Source organism: Mesorhizobium sp. M0910 (genome assembly GCF_040319465.1).
In the GTDB taxonomy this organism is placed as follows: domain Bacteria; phylum Pseudomonadota; class Alphaproteobacteria; order Rhizobiales; family Rhizobiaceae; genus Mesorhizobium.
In genome coordinates, this window is the sequence record NZ_JAMYNZ010000005.1 from 26925 (window position 1) to 44161 (window position 17237).

Consider the following 17237-nt stretch of genomic DNA (forward strand, 5'->3'; position numbering starts at 1 on the left):
ACCGGTGACGATCGTCAATGCTGTCCCTTCAGCACGACGAGATAACCGCGTTCGACGCGAAGCCGGAAGGCGATTTGCCCTGCAGTGCCGGGATCCTTGGAAACCTTGTCGATGACATAGCCGCTGGGATGCGAGCCAAGCCATTCTTCCGGTTTGTCGGTGCTTTCGAATGGCCTTTGCAACCGGGCCAGGAAGCCGACTTCGCCTTGATAGTCGAAAGCCACGGCCCAGTCCGCATCCTTTCGCTCGTCTATGAAGTTGGCGAGCGGCGTCAGGTCATAGCGTTTGAACGCGGCTGCCGATGCCACCGCGTGGCCGATGCCGAAAATGACAAGCATGACGACGGCCGAGCTTTTCAGCCTGGCGAGCGGGATCTCCGCCATGAAATACCCGAACAGGATGGTCACGAACGGCAACATCGGCACGACATAGTGAGGCTGCTTGCCGGATATCGCGCTGAACGCCAGCAACACGGCAACGAACGAGAACGACAGCAGGCGCAAGGCGCGCAGATCCGGCGACTTCGTCTCGATCAGGCTGCGTATCCGCGTGCGCAGCTTCAACCGCCAGACCTCGGGTATGAAGATCCACGGTATGAACATGACCGGCAGCAGCAGCAGATAGAAATAGAACGGCCGGCCGTGCGAATTGCGCAAATTGCCGGTGACGCGCCCCGCCGATTGGTTCCAGACCAGATCATAGACGAAACTGCCCTTTGTCAGGATCGTCGCCGGCACCAGCCAGATCGCCACCGGAATCAGCGCGGCAAGCACCGCCAGGCCCACTCCAGCGAGGAAGTTCGGTGTCGTCAGTCCCGCCCGTCGGTCGCGCCAGAACGGGTAGAACAGGATGGGCGCGCCGATATGGATCAGCACCACCGGGCCTTTCGTCAGCACGCCCATGCCGATGAACAGCCCGGCCAGAACGGCCTGCCAGCGATTGCCGCTCCGGGCAAAGGCAATCAACGACAACAGCGCGGCGAGCACAAACACCGTCAGCAACAAGTCGAATAGGATCAGCGTCGAATAGATGACGAACACGCAGCTTCCGGCAACCAGCCAGGGGATGCGCCGTGCGATGTCGTCGCGGCCCGGAAACAGGGTCTTTGCCAAAGCCGTCGTCAGCCAGATGACGAGCGAGGAGGCGGCGAAGATGACCAGCATCGCGGCCGGCCGGCTGGCGCCGAAAATCTTCCAGACAAGGTCGATAAGCCAAAACAGCAGAGGCGGCTTCTGCAGATAGGGCGCGAAATTCATCGTCGGGACGAAGATCTGTCCGCTCAGATACATTTCCCAGGTGACGCTGAGATATCGCGTTTCGTCGACGGGCAGCAGTGGCCGGAAAGCGACTGCGATTACGATCAGCCCAAGCAAAAAGAGGTAGGGGAGCAGCCGCTTGGTAGATGTCGGTGTCAAAGATTGAGATCCGCGCCAGAAACCATTTTCTTTCCAGCCGAGCAGAGTGCTGCGTTTCTGGACCGCGAACGACCGCACCACGATTTTGGCCGAATTGCAACGATGCCGGTTTCGTTTCCCAGATTTTGCGGACGATGGTGGCAAAGGTTGAAAAACTTACCGGCCGAGTCATTTGGACCACCGCCGGTTCGAGAATCTGCGCAAATCAACTGGAGCGCAACGGCGGTGACAATTCGCGCATCAAGAGTTCGAGCTCGCGCTGATCGCCGGTGCCGGTCTTGTCGAAGATCGTCGCCAGCTGCGACTTGACGGTGCCGTCCGAGACGCCGCCGGCCGCGGCGATTTCCTTTCGCGTCAGGCCGGCGGCAACGTGACCGGCGACTCGCCTTTCTGCCGCGGTCAGTCCGAACAGCGCCGCAATGGCGTCCAGCGCCGGGGTCGGTGTCGAACCGGCCGCGGCGATGAAGATCGCTGCGGCGGCCCGCTGCGAGATGCGCGCCGAGATTTCACGCCGCGCCAGCGGCATAACATGGGCCACCGCCGGAACGGCCGTCTTGGCCAGGGGAATGTTGATGCCGCAAGGTCCGAGTGCGAATTCGTCGCGCGTGCCGAGCTGGACGGCACGGCCGATCGCGGCGTTGGCGTTGGCATAGGTGAAGGACAGCTGTCCGCGCACGCAAGCGACCGAAATGTTTTCGGCGAGCAGCGCTTCGGCTGACGGGTTGGCGAAGATGATGGTCATGTCTTCGGCGACGATCAGCACCGGATGGTCGAGGCTTTCGATGATGGAGCGGAAGATTTCGGCCTTGCGCCGCTCGGCCTCGAACAGGTCGCCGATGGTCACCGCGCGCCGCACATGCGGCGCCAGCAGGCAGACAAGCTCGAGATCCTCGCGGGAAATCTGGCGTCTGTCCTTGTCGGTCACCACCATTAGCGTACCGATCCGGGTCGGCCGCTTCATCAACGCCACCCAGAAGAAATCGTCCAGCCGGTTGGGTTGTACCCATTCGCGCACGATGCGGCTTTCGAGCCATCTCTGTCGTGTATCCGGGCCTTGCAGGGCGTAGATCGAATCGACGGTGAAGGGCACGTCGATCTCCATCTTGGGAACCGCCGCATAGAACGGTACTTGCGAGCCGTAGTCATGCTTCAACGGCTCAAGAACTGCGGGATCGCCGCAGGATACCGAAAACCGCGCAGAGCTGCTGATCGTGTCGATGACGGCGAGCATGGCAAGCCGGCCTTCCGCCAGATTGCAGATGGCCTCGAGTGTCGCCTGCCAGCGGTCGACGTCGGCAATCGAATCGTAGATCGCCTCAACGACCTGCGGCAATGCGCGACCGGCCGTGCCCGCCAGCGATGACATAAACCCCTCTCATTTGCCGTCCTAGGCAACGAAGCATCAACTGTTAGAATAACGCTGCGTAAGGTTGCCAACAACTTATTTCATCTGCTTCGGACGGCCGCGAAAATAGCATGAACGTATCGCTTTTCCGTCAGCCATTTGCTCGCCGGTTGCGGCAAGACCCTTGCCTTCGCAATGCCGTGACGCCATAAGCAGGTACAGGCGCCGCAGCCGCCGCGAGGACTTGCCACAAGGACTTGCCACGAGGATTTGGATGAAGACTTTCCTTCTGCAGTTTTTCACCTGGTGGAACAGCCAGACATTGGGAACGCGCTTTCACACCTGGCGGCATGGCAAGAAGGTCGGGCAGGACGAGGTCGGCAACGTCTACTATGAGGGCGGCGTCGATTCGGAAGGCCGCACCCGCCGCTGGGTCATCTACCGCGACTATTCGGAAGCCTCGGCGATTCCGCCCGGCTGGCATGGCTGGATCCATCACCGTGTAGACGTTCCGCCGCCAAGCGAAGACTACAAGCCACGCGACTGGCAAAAGCCGCATGTGCCGAACCTCACCGGCAGCCCCGCAGCCTATCGGCCGAAGGGGTCGGTGCTGACCAACCGGCATCGTCCGCAGGTGACGGGCGACTACGACGCCTGGACGCCCGGTTCGTGATCGATCGCCGCGACAGGCCGCGGTCCCCCACGGAGGCGGTCCCCACGCGGGCGGTCCTTTGTCGCCACAATTACTGTTTAGCTGTTTGCTGATCCGACAGCAGCAACTAGCCTTGGCGTTAAGAGAATCACCCGGGCGCAAATCACCGGACCTTGCATGAGCATGTTCAGCCGAATTTTGACGGGCGGATTAACCGCGGTCGTTCTCGCTTCCATGGTGGCGCTTGCCGCTGCGCAGGAATTGGCGCCGCCTGCGCCGGACGCGTCGGTAGCGCCTGCAGCACCGGCAGTATCCGAACGCCTCACCAATCCCGTCGCTGAATTCGCCGGCATCGACAAGATCACCGGCCGGATCATCACCTTCGATGTCTATATCGACGAGACGGTGCAGTTCGGCGCTTTGCAGGTGACGCCGCGCATCTGCTATTCGCGGCCCGAAAACGAAGAGCCGAAGACGGATTCGTTCGTCGAGGTCGACGAGATCACGCTCGACCGGAAGATACGCCGTATCTTCACCGGCTGGATGTTTGCCGAAAGCCCCGGGATCAACGCCGTCGAGCATGCCGTCTATGATATCTGGCTGAAGGGCTGCAAGCAGAAGTCCGACGTGCCGGCACCCGCCGCCCCCAAAACCAACTAGAATCTGTCAGCGCGCGGCGGATACCGCGCCCCGCGGAACCGCCGCGTTCCCCGAGCGTTGGTGCCTCTCTACGGAGGAGGTTGCCATGATGATGGCCAACAAGAACGAACTTCTCGACATCGAAAGGGGATTCTGGAGCGGCGACGCCGACTACTTCAAGGCCAATGCCGATACCGAATGCCTGGTGGCCTTCCCGCAGATGGCGCGGGTGATGAGCAATTCCGATCTGGCCGAAACCGCCACGGACCAGAACCGCTGGCGCGATCTCGACATCGACCTCAAGGGCATCATCGAGCCGGGCAGCGACATCGTCATGCTGACCTACGAGGCGCGTGCGACCCGGCAAAATGGCGAAGCCTATGCGGCGCTGGTCAGCACTGGCTATGTCCACCGCGTCAATGGCTGGAAGATGATGTTCCACGCACAGACGCCGCTGTGACGGCAGCAAAAAGCTGACTGGCCGCTAGAGCAATTCCACGAAAAGTGAACGGTTTCCGTCCGGAATTCTGTGAAAACGATGAACCATTCTCCAGGTTATGGAAAAAACACCGCCTCGCCCTTCAGCGCCTCGGCCAGCATCTTCTCGTACTTGCCGCGCGGCACGTCGATTGCGCCGAAGCGTTTGAGATGCTCGGTGGTGAACTGCGTGTCGAGCAGTGCAAAGCCGCGCGCCTTCAGGCGTTCGACGAGGTGAACCAGGCAGGCCTTTGACGCGTCGGTCTCCCTGGCGAACATGCTCTCGCCGAAAAACACGCGGCCGAGCGATACGCCGTAGAGCCCGCCGACCAACCGGTCGTCGTGCCAGGCCTCGACCGAATGGCAATGGCCCATCCGATGCAGCTCGATATAGGCTTCGCGGATCGGCGCGTTGATCCAGGTCGACCGACGTTCCTCGCGCCTTTCGGCGCAGGCCTCGATCGTCGCCTCGAAGTCGAAATCGATACGGAACTCGAACAGGTTCTTGCGGATCGTCTTTCTCAGGCTTTTCGGTATGTGGAACCCGTCGAGCGGAATGATGCCGCGCGTCTCCGGCCGCACCCAGAATACTTCGGGGTCATTGGCGCTTTCGGCCATCGGGAAGACGCCGGAGGCATAGGCTTTGAGCAAAAGGTCGGTCGGGATGCGATAACCGGGTGCGTAGGGACGGGTCATCGCTTCGCCCCTGTATCACTCGCCTTCGGCCAGGTATTTTTCCAGCCAGTGGATGTCGTAGTCGCCATTGGCGATGTCGGCGTTGCCAACGAGGTCGCGAAACAGCGGCAGCGTCGTTTTGATGCCGTCGACGACGAATTCGTCGAGCGCGCGCCGCAGCCGCATCATGCACTCGACGCGGTTGCGGCCGTGCACGATCAGCTTGCCGATCAGGCTGTCGTAGTAGGGTGGGATCTTGTAGCCCGAATAGACGCCGGAATCGACGCGGATACCGAGGCCGCCCGGCGTGTGAAAGTGGGTGATGGTGCCTGGCGAGGGGGTGAAGGTGCGCGGATCCTCGGCGTTGATGCGGCATTCGATGGCATGGCCGTGGAAGCGGATATCCTCCTGGCGCACCGAAAGCCCGCCGCCCGAGGCGACGCGGATCTGCTCGTGCACGAGATCGATGCCGGTGATCGCCTCGGTCACCGGATGTTCGACCTGCAGGCGCGTGTTCATCTCGATGAAATAGAACTCGCCGTCCTCATAGAGGAATTCGATGGTGCCGGCGCCGGAATAGCCGAGATCGGCGATGGCCCTGGCGCAGACGCCGCCAATATGCGCGCGCTCCTCGGCATTGAGCGCCGGCGAGGGCGCTTCTTCCCAGACCTTCTGGTGGCGGCGCTGCAGCGAGCAGTCGCGCTCGCCGAAATGCACGCCGCGCCCGGCGCCATCGCCGAACACCTGCACTTCGATATGGCGCGGCTTCTGCAGATATTTCTCGATGTAGACGGCGTCGTCGCCGAAGGCCGCACCCGCCTCCGAGCGTGCCGTCTGCAGCGCCACCTCGAGGTCGGCCTCGCTATGCGCCACTTTCATGCCGCGCCCGCCGCCGCCGGCCGACGCCTTGATGATCACAGGGTAGCCGATCGCGGCGGCAATGCGCTTGGCTTCCTTGTCCTCGGTGACCGCGCCGTCGGAGCCGGGCACCACGGGGATGCCGAGGCGCTTTGCCGTGCGCTTGGCCTCGATCTTGTCACCCATAATGCGGATATGGTCGCCGGTCGGGCCGATGAAGGTGATGTTGTGCGCGGCGAGGATGTCGGCGAACTTGGCGTTCTCCGACAGAAAACCGTAGCCGGGATGCACTGCGTCGGCGCCGGTGATCTCGCAGGCGGCGACGATCTGGTGGATGTTGAGATAGCTGTCGCGCGACGGCGGCGGGCCGATGCAGACGCTCTCGTCAGCGAGACGCACATGCATGGCGTCGGCGTCGGCGGTCGAATGCACCACCACCGTCTGGATGCCGAGCTCCTTGCAGGCGCGCAGCACCCTGAGGGCGATTTCGCCGCGATTGGCGATGAGGATTTTCTGGAACATCTTTCGCCTGTTCCCGGCTCTACTCGATCACAACGAGCGGCATGCCATATTCGACCGGTTGCGCGTCTTCGAACAGGATCGCCGTCACCGTGCCGGCGCGCGGCGAGGGGATCTGGTTCATCGTCTTCATCGCCTCGATGATCAGCAGCGTCTGGCCTTCCTTGACCTTCTGTCCGACCTCGATGAACGCCTTGGCGTCGGGCGACGGCGCCAGATAGGCTGTGCCGACCATCGGCGAGGCGACGGCGTTCTTCGACACGTCGGGCGCCGCCGGCACGGCGGCTGCCGCGGGCTGCGCGGCTGCCGGCGCGTGGGCCGGCTGCGCTGCGGCGACAGCATGGACGGCCGGCGCCTGCCGCGAGACGCGCACCTTCAGATCGCCCAGCTCGACCTCGATCTCGGTCAGGTTGGTGTCGTTCAGTATGCCCGCCAGATCGCGGATCAGCTGCTGGTCAACACCGTTCTTCTTTATCGACATTTTCGAGCCTTCTGTTTGTTGGCCGGTCATAGGCGTGCAGCCAGCGCCTGCAGCGCCAGCGTGTAGCCGAGCGGCCCGAACCCGCAGATCATGCCGACGGCGACCGGCGCGACCATGGAGACGTGGCGGAATGGTTCCCGCGCATGGATGTTGGAAAGATGCACCTCAGCTACCGGCAGCGGCGCGACGGCGCGGATGGCATCGTGAATGGCGATCGAGGTATGGCCGTAGGCGCCCGGATTGATGACGATTGCGGCGGCCTTGTCGGCGGCCTCCTGGATCCAGTCGACGAGGTCGCCCTCATGGTTCGACTGGCGGAAATCGATCTCCAGCCCAAGTGCGGCACCTGCCTGCTTGCAGTCGTCGGCGATCGCGGCAAGCGTCTTGCCGCCATAGATACCAGGCTCGCGCTTGCCGAGCGCGTTGAGATTGGGGCCGTTCAGGACGAAAACCGTTTTCAAAAAATGCCGACCTTTCCCGGCGCGGCTAAGCCGGCGCGCCGGACCCTCTATAATGGGCATAGACGCTGGCGAAAAGAGCGCAAGTGCGTTCTTTCGCCGTCCACAACAGCCGGAAAACGGCCCGCGCCGGAAACCCGCAGCCCCAATCGAAACCCGAACGCTAATCAGAGCGCCGCCTTCGCCGCCTCGATCTTTTCGGCCAGCACTTCCTGGCCAAGCGCGCCGAACACAACCTCGTTGCCGACCACGTAGGACGGCGTTCCGGTGATGGCGAGCTTGGTGGCGAGATCATAGGTCTTAGAGAAGGCCTCGGTGATGCTCGGGTCCTTCATCTTTTCGCGCAGCGTCGTCTCGTCGGCGCCGAGCGACAGCGCCACCTTGATTGCCGCCGCCTCGGTGGCGCGCCCCTGGCCGCCGAGCAGCGCATTATGGAATTCGCCGTATTTCTCGGGCTTCAGCAAGTGGAAGGCCATCGAGACGACGCTCGCCTTCTGCGAATCCGGGCCGAGGATCGGGAATTCCTTGAGCACGAAGCGCAGGTCCGGATCGGCCTTGGTCAGCGCGCGCATGTCGTCGATGGCGCGTTTGCAGTAGCCGCAATTATAATCATAGAATTCGACGATAGTGACCTTGCCGTTGGGATTGCCGACAACGCCGTCAAAGGAGGAATTGAAGATCTGGTCCTTGGCGTCTTTGATGACGCCGAGACTGGCGACGCGCTGTTCTTCCTTCTGCTTGGCCTCGAGTGCCTGCTGTGCTTCCAGAAGCACTTCCGGGTTCTTCAGGAGATAGTCGCGGACGATGCCTTCGACTTCGGTGCGGTCGAGCTTGGTACCCGAGGACGCCGTCTGGGCAAGCTGCGCCGTGCCGGCCTTCGCCGTCTGCGGATTGCCGGCGACGAAGCCGAACGCCAGCATGGCGAGAGCCGCTGCCACTCCGGTAGTGCCCAGCAGAATTGCCTTGGTCATGATCCTCGATCCTCTTGCCCGTGTTCCGGTCCGCTCGCTTTGGCTGTGTCGCAGCCTGCGTCCGAAAGGTTCACTTCTTCTTACCTAATGGTGCGTAGTTTATAATGTCCTGCGCGCGAAGCCAGCCGGGCTCGCCCCGCTTCATGCTCTGCTGCGCCCGCATGGCGAAGATCTTCGCATTCTTGTAGTCGCCGGAATAGAAATGCCCTTCGGCGGTTGCAAGCTCGGCGGCCGGGATGCTGCCGAGTTCCCCGTAAGCCTGTGCCAGATAGCGGTATCCGTCGGCGTTTTCGCGATCCCGTCCGAGGCCGGTGTTGATCTGCGCCACCGCCTTCTTCAGCGAATCCTCCGTGCCGATGGCCATCAGCGCCTGGCCGTAAGAGACCGGCAGCAGCCCGGATCGCGCCGGATCGAGGCTGACCGCCTTGGCATAGGCGTCGGCAGCATCCTTCGGCCGGTTCGCCTTCATCAGGATGTCGCCGCGCAATTCCTGGAAATACGGATTTTTCGGCTGTTCCTTGATCAGCGCGTTGGTCTTGGTGAGCGCCGAAGCAAGATTGCCGAAAAGATAGGTCATCTGCGCGTCGCCATAGCGCGAGGCGAGGCTGCCGGGGTTCTTGCGCATCAATCGTGACGCCGCCGCCTGGCCTTGCATGTAGGCGGCGATCTTGATGCGCATCATATCGTGGCGCTGCTGCAGTGCCGGCGGGTCGACCTTGTCGACGTAAGGGCTCTGCTTCACCAGCACTTCGAGATTGGCGATACGCTCCTGCGGCATCGGATGGCTGATGCGATAGGGATCGACTTGCCCGCCAGAGAGCGACAATGCGTTCTGGAAACGGCCGAACGTCTTCAGCATGCCCATGCCGGACTGGCCGGTAGCATTGAGATAAGCTATCGCCGAGCGGTCGGCGGTCATCTCTTCGGTGCGCTGATAGGCTAGGATACTGCGTTGCGCCATCTCGCCGCCGCCGGCCATCACGCCCATGCCGGCCCCAGCGAGGCCGCGGCTGTTGCTGGTGGCGCCGGCAACCATGGCGCCGGCGCCAAGCAGCGTCGCCAGTATTGCCATCGTCTTGGCACGCTCGAGTTGCTCCCGCAGTTTCTGCTGATGCCCGCCGGCGATATGGCCGGCCTCGTGGGCGATGACGCCGATAATCTCGTTGGGCGTTTCGGCCGTCATCAGCGCGCCGGTATTGATGAACATGCGGCGCCCGGCAACAAAGGCGTTGAAGCTCTGATCGTTGACCAGCACGATGTTGATGGCGTCGCCCGATAGACCGGCCGCCTTGAAGATCGGCCGCGCGTAGTCGCGTACCAGCGCTTCGATCTCGGCATCGCGCACCACCGGCACATTCTGCGCAAATGCATCGACCGAGCCGGCCATGGCGACCACCGCGGCAAGCGCAAGCGTCGCGAAAGCGCGCGCTGTCCTGGCGATCGTCGATTTGGGTCGGCTCAACATGGCAGGTCCACTGGTAGACGAGTGGGCGAAGGATGAAAAGTCAGCAGCCTAAACTTACCGAACTTGTGATCCCCACACCAATCGGGCATTTGTGCGGCGCGGCCAGCATGGCCGGCACGCGCGGACAAGTGTGGTGGATTGAAAAATGGTTGTTTCGCTTTCGCGCCGCGGCGCGGTCGAACCGTTCCACGCCATGGACATCCTGGCCGAGGCGAATCGGCTGAAAGCCAACGGCCTGCCGGTCGTATCCATGGCCGTCGGCCAGCCTTCCGATCCGGCGCCGGCCGGGGTTCGCGTAGCGGCGGCCAATGCCTTGAAAGCAGGCCGCATCGGCTATACCGACGCGCTGGGCCTCGCCGGTCTGCGCAAGGCGATCGCGGCGCACTATGGCGAGCATTACGGGCTTGACGTTTCGCCCGAGCGGATAGCCGTCACCACCGGATCGTCGGCTGCCTTCAACCTTGCTTTTCTGGCGATGTTCGATCCAGGCGATCGCGTCGCCATCGCCGCCCCCGGCTATCCGGCCTATCGCAACATCATGGCCGCGCTCGGCATCGACATCGCCGAGATCGAGTTGGACGGCGCCGCCTACCTCCATGCCGAGCACCTGCAAGCCGCGCATCGCGAAAAACCTCTGAAGGGCGTGCTGTTCGCCAGCCCGGCCAACCCGACCGGCGCGGTCATTCCCGCCAGCGATCTCGAGGCGCTGGTCAAGACGGCCCAAGAGCTCGGCATCGCCGTAATCTCGGACGAAATCTATCACCGGCTGGCCTATGCGGCGCCAGACACGACCGCGCTTTCTTTCGGCGCGGATGTGACGGTGATCAATTCCTTCTCGAAATATTATTGCATGACCGGCTGGCGCATCGGCTGGATGGTGCTGCCGCAGGAACTGGTGCGGCCGGTCGAGCGCATCGCCCAGAGCCTCTATATCTCGCCGCCCGAGCTGTCCCAGATTGCCGCGATCGAGGCGTTCAAGGCGACGCCAGAGCTGGAAGCGGTGAAGGCGCGCTATGCCTGGAACCGCGAGCTCCTGATGCAACGCCTGCCGGAGCTCGGCTTTGCTTTGGCCGCGCCCATGGACGGCGCGTTCTACGCCTTCTGCGACGTCACCAGGCACACCAATGACAGCATGGCGTTTGCGCGCCGGATGCTGGCCGAGGCGCATGTGGCAGCGACGCCCGGCCGCGATTTCGATCCGCTGCAGGGCCATCGCACGATGCGCTTTTCCTACGCCGGTAGCCACGACGACATGGTCGAGGCGATGGCGCGCATCGAACGCTGGCTGAAGTAGCGGGGGCGACGATGCCGGAGCTTGAACAGGCGTCTCAACTTGAACAGGCGCCCCAGCTTGAACAGGCCTTGCGCGAGGTCGCCACCGAAATGGCGGAGCGTACCGATCGCGGCGACGTCGCCAGCTATATTCCCCAGCTCGGCGAGATCGATCCGAAAAATTCGGCATCGCCGCGGTGACCAATGACGGCCGCGTGCTGACCGCGGGTGACGCCGACGAGGCGTTTTCAATCCAGAGCATCTCAAAGGTGTTCACGCTGACGCTGGCGCTCGGCAATGTCGGCGACGCGCTGTGGCAGCGGGTTGGGCGCGAACCTTCGGGCAATCCGTTCAACTCGATCGTCCAGCTCGAGCACGAGAACGGCATTCCGCGCAATCCATTCATCAATGCCGGCGCCATCGTGGTCTCAGACATCCTGCTTGCCGGCCATCAGCCGCGCGAGGCGATCGGCGAGATCCTGCGCTTCATCCAGTTCCTGGCCGATGACGACACGATTATCGTCGACCGCGAGGTCGCGGCGTCCGAACGCGCCACCGGCTTTCGCAATTTCGCGCTCGCCAATTACATGAAATCGTTCGGCAATCTCCACCATGCGCCGGAACTGGCGCTGGGCGTTTACTTTCACCATTGCGCTATCGCCATGAGCTGCCGGCAACTGGCCCTGGCCGGCCGCTTCCTCGCCAATGGCGGCAAGAACCCGGCGACCGGGCATTCCGTCGTCTCGGCCGAGCGCGCGCGCCGCATCGGCGCGATGATGCTGACCTGCGGCCACTATGACGGCTCCGGCGACTTCGCTTTCCGCGTCGGCATTCCCGGCAAGAGCGGCGTTGGCGGCGGCATATTGGGAATCGTGCCGGGCGTCGCCTCGCTTGCCGTCTGGTCGCCTGGCCTCAATGCCAACGGCAATTCCAGGCTGGGCTCGACCGCGCTGGAAAAACTGGCGAAGATAATGAACTGGTCGATCTTCGCACCCTAGTGTCGTCGCCTGCAATTGGGGCAAAAAAAATCCCGCGCGGCCGATCGGCGACGCGGGACTTTTCTAATCAGAAAGTCTGGCTAATGCACGGAAAGGCTTAGAAAAAGCCCTTCCGCTGCCACCAGCCGGCACGCTTTGGCTTGTCCTCGGTCTTTGCTTCCTCGGTCTTTGCCTCGTCGGCGACGATCGAGGAGACGACCGGCACGACCGGAGCATCCACCGGTACGGGCTTGCGCCGCGACGGCCGGACCTTCGGCGTTTCCTCGGCAGCCGCCACTTCGGTCTCCGGCGACACCGGCGCGGGGGTCTCGCCGGAAGCCAGGGAGGCGGCCTCGGCAGCCGATGTCTCGGCGCCCGCAATCTGGGCAACTGCTTCCGCCGCAACCTTCTTCGGCTTGGCGGCGCGGCGCGGCTTCTTCGGCTTTTCGGCGCTCGGCATGTCGTCGTTCGCCGGAGCAAGCACCGCAAGCTCTTCGGCCGGCGGGGCACCTTCCTGCTCGCCGGTCACGGGCTCTGCTTCCGACACGGCACCTTCCGTCATGGCGGCTGGCTCGCCGGCGCCGGCTTCGACGCTGTCCTCGCCGTCTTCACGGCGATTGCGCTTGCCGCCGCGCTTGCCGCGCCGGCGCTTCTTGCCGTGACCGTCGTCCGCCGCTTCCGCCGCTTCGGCAACACCGGCCGGCGCTTCACGTTCCGCTTCGGCGGCTTGGACGCCGTCGACTACCAAGGCATCCTCTGTCGGCGCCGAAACGGAAGCACCTTCCACAGCAGCGCCATGTTCGCGGTCCCGGTGGTCACGATCCCCGTGTTCACGATCCCCGTGTTCACGATCCTTGCCGCCGCGCCGTCTGCGGCGCTTGCGGCGCTTGCGATCGCGACCTTCGCCGTCCTCGCCGGACCTTGGCTGCTGCGGCTGCTGGGCAGGGCGTGGCTGCTCGGCCTGCACCGGTGCCTCGTCTTCCTCCTCGAGGACGATCTCGTCCTCGGGTTCTGCCGGCTCGACATAGGCCGGGAAGGTGCGCGCCTCGACGAAGCCTTCCGGCTTTTCGGCCAGCGCACCGCGGAAGATGGCATAGTGTTGTGCACCGACCGTATCATCGGCTTCGATGGTGATGGTCACACCGAAGCGGTGCTCGAATTCCACCAGCGTGCCGCGCTTGTGATTGAGCACATAGAGTGCGGTCGCTGCCGGCGTCCGCACCGTGATGTGGCTGCGCGAATCCTTGAGCAGGAATTCCTCGATTGCCCGTACCACCATCAGCGCGACCGACGAATCGGAGCGCACATGGCCGGTGCCGCCGCAATGCGGGCAAGGCTTCATCGTCGATTCCAGCACGCTGGCACGGATGCGCTGGCGCGACATCTCCATCAGGCCGAAATGCGAGATGCGGCCGACCTGGATGCGGGCACGATCGTTCTTCAGGTGATCCTTCAGCCGCTTCTCGACGGAGCGGTTGTTGCGGTTCTCCTCCATGTCGATGAAGTCGATGACGATGAGGCCGGCGAGATCGCGCAGCCTCAATTGCCGCGCGACTTCCTCGGCAGCTTCCAGATTGGTGTGAAGTGCGGTGTCCTCGATCGAGTGCTCCTTGGTGGAACGGCCCGAATTGACGTCGATGGCGACCAGCGCTTCCGTCTGGTTGATGATGATGTAGCCGCCGCTCTTCAGCGTCACCTGCGGCTGCAGCATGCGGTCGAGCTGCGCTTCGATGCCGTTGCGCACAAAGATCGGCGTCGTGTCGCGGAACGGCTGAACCACCTTGGCGTGGCTCGGCATCAGCATGCGCATGAAGTCCTTGGCCTCGCGGTAGCCTTCTTCGCCGGAAACCAGGATCTCGTCGATATCCTTGTTGTAAAGGTCGCGCACCGAACGCTTGATCAGGCTGCCTTCCTCGTAAACCAGGGCAGGGGCCGTGGATTGCAGCGTCAGATTGCGGACGTTTTCCCAAAGCCGCATCAAATATTCGTAGTCGCGCTTGATCTCTGCCTTGGTGCGGCTTTCGCCGGCCGTACGCAGGATGACACCCATGCCCTGCGGCACTTCGAGATCGGCGACCACTTCCTTCAGCCGCTTGCGGTCCTGCGCATTGGTGATCTTGCGCGAAATGCCGCCGCCGCGCGCCGTGTTCGGCATCAGCACCGAATAGCGGCCGGCCAGCGACAGATAGGTGGTCAGCGCCGCGCCCTTGTTGCCGCGCTCTTCTTTGACGACCTGCACCAGCAGGATCTGCCGGCGCTTGATCACTTCCTGGATCTTGTACTGGCGGCGCACCGGCTTGCGGCGGTTGCGCACTTCTTCCAGCGCGTCTTCGGCGCCGACCGATTCGACCTCGTGATCGTCCGAATGCGAGGATTGCACCTCTTCCAGCATGCCGCGATCATTGTCCTCGGAGGTTGCTTCGCCGCTGGTCTCGGCCCCGCCCGCCTCGGCTTCGCTTGTCTCGACTTGCGGGACGGCTTCCGAGATTACGTCGGCATCGACGCTGGCAGCGATGGAACTGGAACCGCCTTCGGACGGCTCGGTCTCGCCGCGATCGGCGACCTCATCGCTCTGTCCGGCGGCACCCTCGCTCTGTCCAGTAACGTCGGACATGGTTTCGCCATTGTCGGTAGCGGCATCCAGCTTTTCTGCGACGGCACCTTCGCCGTTCTCGCCGTCGGACGCGCCTGCCTCGTGCCTGTGCTCGCCGCGGTCACGGCTCTTGCCGCCGCGCCGGCGTCCGCGCTTGCCACGGTCGCGGCTCTGGCGGTCCTCGCCTTCGGCGGCTTCCTCGTCCTCTTCGTCCTGGGCTTCCTGTGCTTCCGCACGCAGCAGCGCCTGACGGTCGGCGACCGGAATCTGGTAGTAGTCGGGATGTATTTCACTGAAGGCGAGGAAACCGTGACGGTTGCCGCCATATTCGACAAAGGCTGCCTGGAGGGAAGGTTCGACGCGCGTTACGCGGGCGAGATAGATATTTCCTTTGAGCTGCTTCTTGTCCTGGGATTCAAAGTCGAATTCTTCAATTCGGTTACCGCGAACGACGACAACGCGTGTTTCCTCCGGGTGGGAGGCGTCTATCAGCATTTTGTTGGGCATTATTTCGTTTCCTCCCGGCAGCCGTCGGCCGCAGCTTGCGGGACAATGCCCGCTGCCGTGGACCTGGAACATGAGTGCCGGACAATTGAACGTCCGCCGGCCGCTGCCTGAGCGCCATGGCGGTGCCGCCCGCAGCCATAGTGGCGCGGTTTGTTGCGGACCTTTCCATGATTGCGCTTGAAGCCATCGTCACCAGCAGAACCTTTTGAACCAAAGCCCGGGAAAAACCGGACCAGCTTGTTTGCTCATACAGAGCCGGCACGGGACAATCCCGGCCGTTTTGCTCACGCAGGCGATTCCCCCGCCACGGGAGCACGCCTGCGAAAATCGTCGCGATCACCGATGCCTTCTTCGCCTGAAGCGAAAGGAGCCGTCTTGCGTCTGACCTGTAGCAGGAAGCTGCGGAGGAGGACGGTTCCAGGATTGCAGTGATCCACCATCGCTTTTATGATTTGGCGGGTTGGAAGGCAACCCCGATTCCCGATGCCGGCAAAAAGCCGTTCCGCAGCGGAAGCACAGGTCCCAAGCCTTCCATGAAAAGGCTTGGTTAACCTTCTCTGGATACCAATCGTTAATCGAGTTCGCGGCCTGCCGGCACTTTGACAAGCAACAGGGCCCTTCGACAAGCGGTCGGGCATGACGCCAAAACGGGAGCGACTGGTAGAAAGATGGGACTGGCAAGCTTCGCAGACAAGGGCCGTCATCATGGAGGCTGGTTCTTCCGCACCGCCTGCCTGCTGTCGCTGATCCTGGCTTGCCTGGTCTTTTCGCCGCTTTCGCGTGCTGCCGACGCACCGCTTGCTGCCACAAGCTACAAGATGGCCGGCGATGCCACCAAGATGCGCATCGTCATCAATTTCGACCGCGAGCCCGACATCAAATGGTTCCTGCTGCGCGGCCCCGATCGCCTGGTCATCGATCTGCCGGCCACGAGATTCGCCCTCAATGCCAAGGACGTAAAGCCGCGCGGGCTTGTCCGCGCCGTGCGTTACGGCGAGCTCGGCGAGGGGAAATCGCGGCTGATTCTCACCGGCAAGGGACCGTTCGCCGTCGACAATCTCGACGTGCTCAAGAACGGTGACGGCAACGGCTACCGCATCGCCATCGACATGTCGGCAGCGTCGCAGCGAGAATTCGACGCAGCGCTCGCCAATCAGGCGCTGACGACCGGCTCGACGGTCTCCGCCGACAAGGCCGGCAGGGTCGGTACCGGGCCGGTCTCCAATCCGGGCCATCGTTTCACCGTCGTCGTCGATCCCGGCCATGGCGGCATCGACGGCGGTGCCGAGGGCCTGAACGGTACGGTCGAAAAGAACGTGACGCTCGCCTTTGCCATGGAACTGCGCGACAAGCTCGCCGCCAGCGGCAAATACGACCTGTTCCTGACGCGCGAAACGGACGAGTTCCTGCGGCTCGACGACCGCGTGCGCATTGCCCGCCAGCATGAGGCCGACCTGCTCATCTCGATCCATGCGGACACGATCAGCCTCAAGGGCATTCGCGGTGCAACCGTCTACACCGTGTCCGACAAGGCTTCCGATCCCGAGGCGCAGGCGCTTGCCGACCGTGAAAATCTTTCCGACCAGTTCGCCGGCATGGAGATCAAGGACGACAGCAAGGAAGTGACCGATATCCTGATCGACCTGATCCGCCGCGAGACGCATAATTTTTCGATGAGCTTCGCCCATACTCTCGTCGGCCAGCTTTCCACCAGCGTCGGTCTGATCAACAACCCGCAGCGTTCTGCCGGCTTCAAGGTGCTGAAGGCGCCGGACGTTCCATCCGTGCTGGTCGAACTCGGCTATCTGTCGAACGCCAAGGACGAAGCGCAGTTGCTCAGCGCCGATTGGCGCAACAAGGCGACCCAGAGCATAACCAATGCCGTTGCCCTGTTTGCTTCGGCCAGAAGCGGAACGGGGGCCGGAGGCTGAAA

The 17237-nt window shown here is 63.0% G+C and carries 14 protein-coding genes and 1 pseudogene; 6 read left to right on the top strand and 9 right to left on the bottom strand.

The features are described from left to right. Positions 1–14: 14 nt before the first annotated feature. Together NKH78_RS13770 and NKH78_RS13775 are read right to left on the bottom strand one after the other, a co-directional pair. The gene (locus tag NKH78_RS13770) at positions 15–1415 is read right to left on the bottom strand and encodes an ArnT family glycosyltransferase (protein ID WP_352739732.1); all 1401 of its coding nucleotides are present in this window, start codon (positions 1413–1415) and stop codon (positions 15–17) included. 205 nt (positions 1416–1620) lie between these two features. Beyond that, on the bottom strand, positions 1621–2781 hold the full coding sequence (locus NKH78_RS13775; RefSeq protein ID WP_352739734.1) for a helix-turn-helix transcriptional regulator: 1161 nt from the start codon (positions 2779–2781) through the stop codon (positions 1621–1623). Positions 2782–3034: 253 nt separating this feature from the next. Between NKH78_RS13775 and NKH78_RS13780 the strand changes: the two genes are divergently transcribed. The 3 genes from NKH78_RS13780 to NKH78_RS13790 all read left to right on the top strand — a co-directional run bounded on the left by NKH78_RS13780 (position 3035) and on the right by NKH78_RS13790 (position 4511). Beyond that, positions 3035–3433, top strand: coding sequence for an NADH:ubiquinone oxidoreductase subunit NDUFA12 (locus NKH78_RS13780; RefSeq protein WP_254817092.1), 399 nt, complete (start codon positions 3035–3037; stop codon positions 3431–3433). Positions 3434–3589: 156 nt separating this feature from the next. Continuing rightward, complete coding sequence (locus tag NKH78_RS13785) at positions 3590–4072, top strand: DUF2155 domain-containing protein (RefSeq protein WP_352739736.1); 483 nt, start codon at positions 3590–3592, stop codon at positions 4070–4072. 88 nt (positions 4073–4160) lie between these two features. Next, positions 4161–4511, top strand: a complete 351-nt coding sequence (locus tag NKH78_RS13790) for a hypothetical protein (protein ID WP_352705115.1) — start codon at positions 4161–4163, stop codon at positions 4509–4511. 95 nt (positions 4512–4606) lie between these two features. Here the strand turns inward: NKH78_RS13790 and aat are convergent, their stop codons facing one another. The 6 genes from aat to NKH78_RS13820 all read right to left on the bottom strand — a co-directional run bounded on the left by aat (position 4607) and on the right by NKH78_RS13820 (position 9955). Continuing rightward, complete coding sequence (gene aat, locus NKH78_RS13795; protein WP_292662502.1) at positions 4607–5224, bottom strand: leucyl/phenylalanyl-tRNA--protein transferase; 618 nt, start codon at positions 5222–5224, stop codon at positions 4607–4609. A 15-nt stretch (positions 5225–5239) separates the two neighbouring features. Continuing rightward, positions 5240–6583, bottom strand: coding sequence for an acetyl-CoA carboxylase biotin carboxylase subunit (accC, locus tag NKH78_RS13800; protein WP_352477446.1), 1344 nt, complete (start codon positions 6581–6583; stop codon positions 5240–5242). A gap of 19 nt (positions 6584–6602) precedes the next feature. Continuing rightward, positions 6603–7061 (bottom strand): acetyl-CoA carboxylase biotin carboxyl carrier protein, encoded by a 459-nt coding sequence (gene accB / locus NKH78_RS13805; RefSeq protein WP_352477448.1) that lies wholly within the window; start codon positions 7059–7061, stop codon positions 6603–6605. A 26-nt stretch (positions 7062–7087) separates the two neighbouring features. Continuing rightward, the gene (aroQ, locus tag NKH78_RS13810) at positions 7088–7522 is read right to left on the bottom strand and encodes a type II 3-dehydroquinate dehydratase (protein WP_031211260.1); all 435 of its coding nucleotides are present in this window, start codon (positions 7520–7522) and stop codon (positions 7088–7090) included. Positions 7523–7686: 164 nt separating this feature from the next. Next, a complete protein-coding gene (locus tag NKH78_RS13815; protein WP_352705055.1) occupies positions 7687–8490 on the bottom strand; it encodes a DsbA family protein in 804 nt (267 codons plus the stop codon). Between the two features lie 70 nt (positions 8491–8560). Beyond that, complete coding sequence (locus tag NKH78_RS13820; RefSeq protein WP_352883103.1) at positions 8561–9955, bottom strand: M48 family metalloprotease; 1395 nt, start codon at positions 9953–9955, stop codon at positions 8561–8563. Positions 9956–10100: 145 nt separating this feature from the next. Here NKH78_RS13820 and NKH78_RS13825 point away from each other — a divergent pair, with 145 nt between their 5' ends. Beyond that, positions 10101–11249: a pyridoxal phosphate-dependent aminotransferase gene (locus NKH78_RS13825; protein ID WP_352739740.1), complete on the top strand. Its 1149-nt coding sequence runs from the start codon at positions 10101–10103 to the stop codon at positions 11247–11249. Between the two features lie 11 nt (positions 11250–11260). Further along, positions 11261–12225 (top strand): annotated as a pseudogene (locus tag NKH78_RS13830) (glutaminase). A 97-nt stretch (positions 12226–12322) separates the two neighbouring features. Here the strand turns inward: NKH78_RS13830 and NKH78_RS13835 are convergent. After that, on the bottom strand, positions 12323–15304 hold the full coding sequence (locus tag NKH78_RS13835) for an Rne/Rng family ribonuclease (RefSeq protein WP_352752616.1): 2982 nt from the start codon (positions 15302–15304) through the stop codon (positions 12323–12325). Between the two features lie 668 nt (positions 15305–15972). Here NKH78_RS13835 and NKH78_RS13840 point away from each other — a divergent pair. After that, the gene (locus NKH78_RS13840; protein ID WP_352883105.1) at positions 15973–17235 is read left to right on the top strand and encodes an N-acetylmuramoyl-L-alanine amidase; all 1263 of its coding nucleotides are present in this window, start codon (positions 15973–15975) and stop codon (positions 17233–17235) included. Positions 17236–17237 lie beyond the last annotated feature (2 nt).

What these genes read in the sequence shown, in the direction of transcription:
- NKH78_RS13775 (WP_352739734.1), bottom strand. Translation starts at nt 2,781, where the DNA reads ATGTCATCGCTGGCGGGCACGGCCGGTCGCGCATTGCCGCAGGTCGTT.
- NKH78_RS13780 (WP_254817092.1), top strand. Translation starts at nt 3,035, where the DNA reads ATGAAGACTTTCCTTCTGCAGTTTTTCACCTGGTGGAACAGCCAGACA.
- NKH78_RS13785 (WP_352739736.1), top strand. Translation starts at nt 3,590, where the DNA reads ATGAGCATGTTCAGCCGAATTTTGACGGGCGGATTAACCGCGGTCGTT.
- NKH78_RS13790 (WP_352705115.1), top strand. Translation starts at nt 4,161, where the DNA reads ATGATGGCCAACAAGAACGAACTTCTCGACATCGAAAGGGGATTCTGG.
- aat (WP_292662502.1), bottom strand. Translation starts at nt 5,224, where the DNA reads ATGACCCGTCCCTACGCACCCGGTTATCGCATCCCGACCGACCTTTTG.
- accC (WP_352477446.1), bottom strand. Translation starts at nt 6,583, where the DNA reads ATGTTCCAGAAAATCCTCATCGCCAATCGCGGCGAAATCGCCCTCAGG.
- accB (WP_352477448.1), bottom strand. Translation starts at nt 7,061, where the DNA reads ATGTCGATAAAGAAGAACGGTGTTGACCAGCAGCTGATCCGCGATCTG.
- NKH78_RS13815 (WP_352705055.1), bottom strand. Translation starts at nt 8,490, where the DNA reads ATGACCAAGGCAATTCTGCTGGGCACTACCGGAGTGGCAGCGGCTCTC.
- NKH78_RS13820 (WP_352883103.1), bottom strand. Translation starts at nt 9,955, where the DNA reads ATGTTGAGCCGACCCAAATCGACGATCGCCAGGACAGCGCGCGCTTTC.
- NKH78_RS13825 (WP_352739740.1), top strand. Translation starts at nt 10,101, where the DNA reads ATGGTTGTTTCGCTTTCGCGCCGCGGCGCGGTCGAACCGTTCCACGCC.
- NKH78_RS13835 (WP_352752616.1), bottom strand. Translation starts at nt 15,304, where the DNA reads ATGCCCAACAAAATGCTGATAGACGCCTCCCACCCGGAGGAAACACGC.
- NKH78_RS13840 (WP_352883105.1), top strand. Translation starts at nt 15,973, where the DNA reads ATGGGACTGGCAAGCTTCGCAGACAAGGGCCGTCATCATGGAGGCTGG.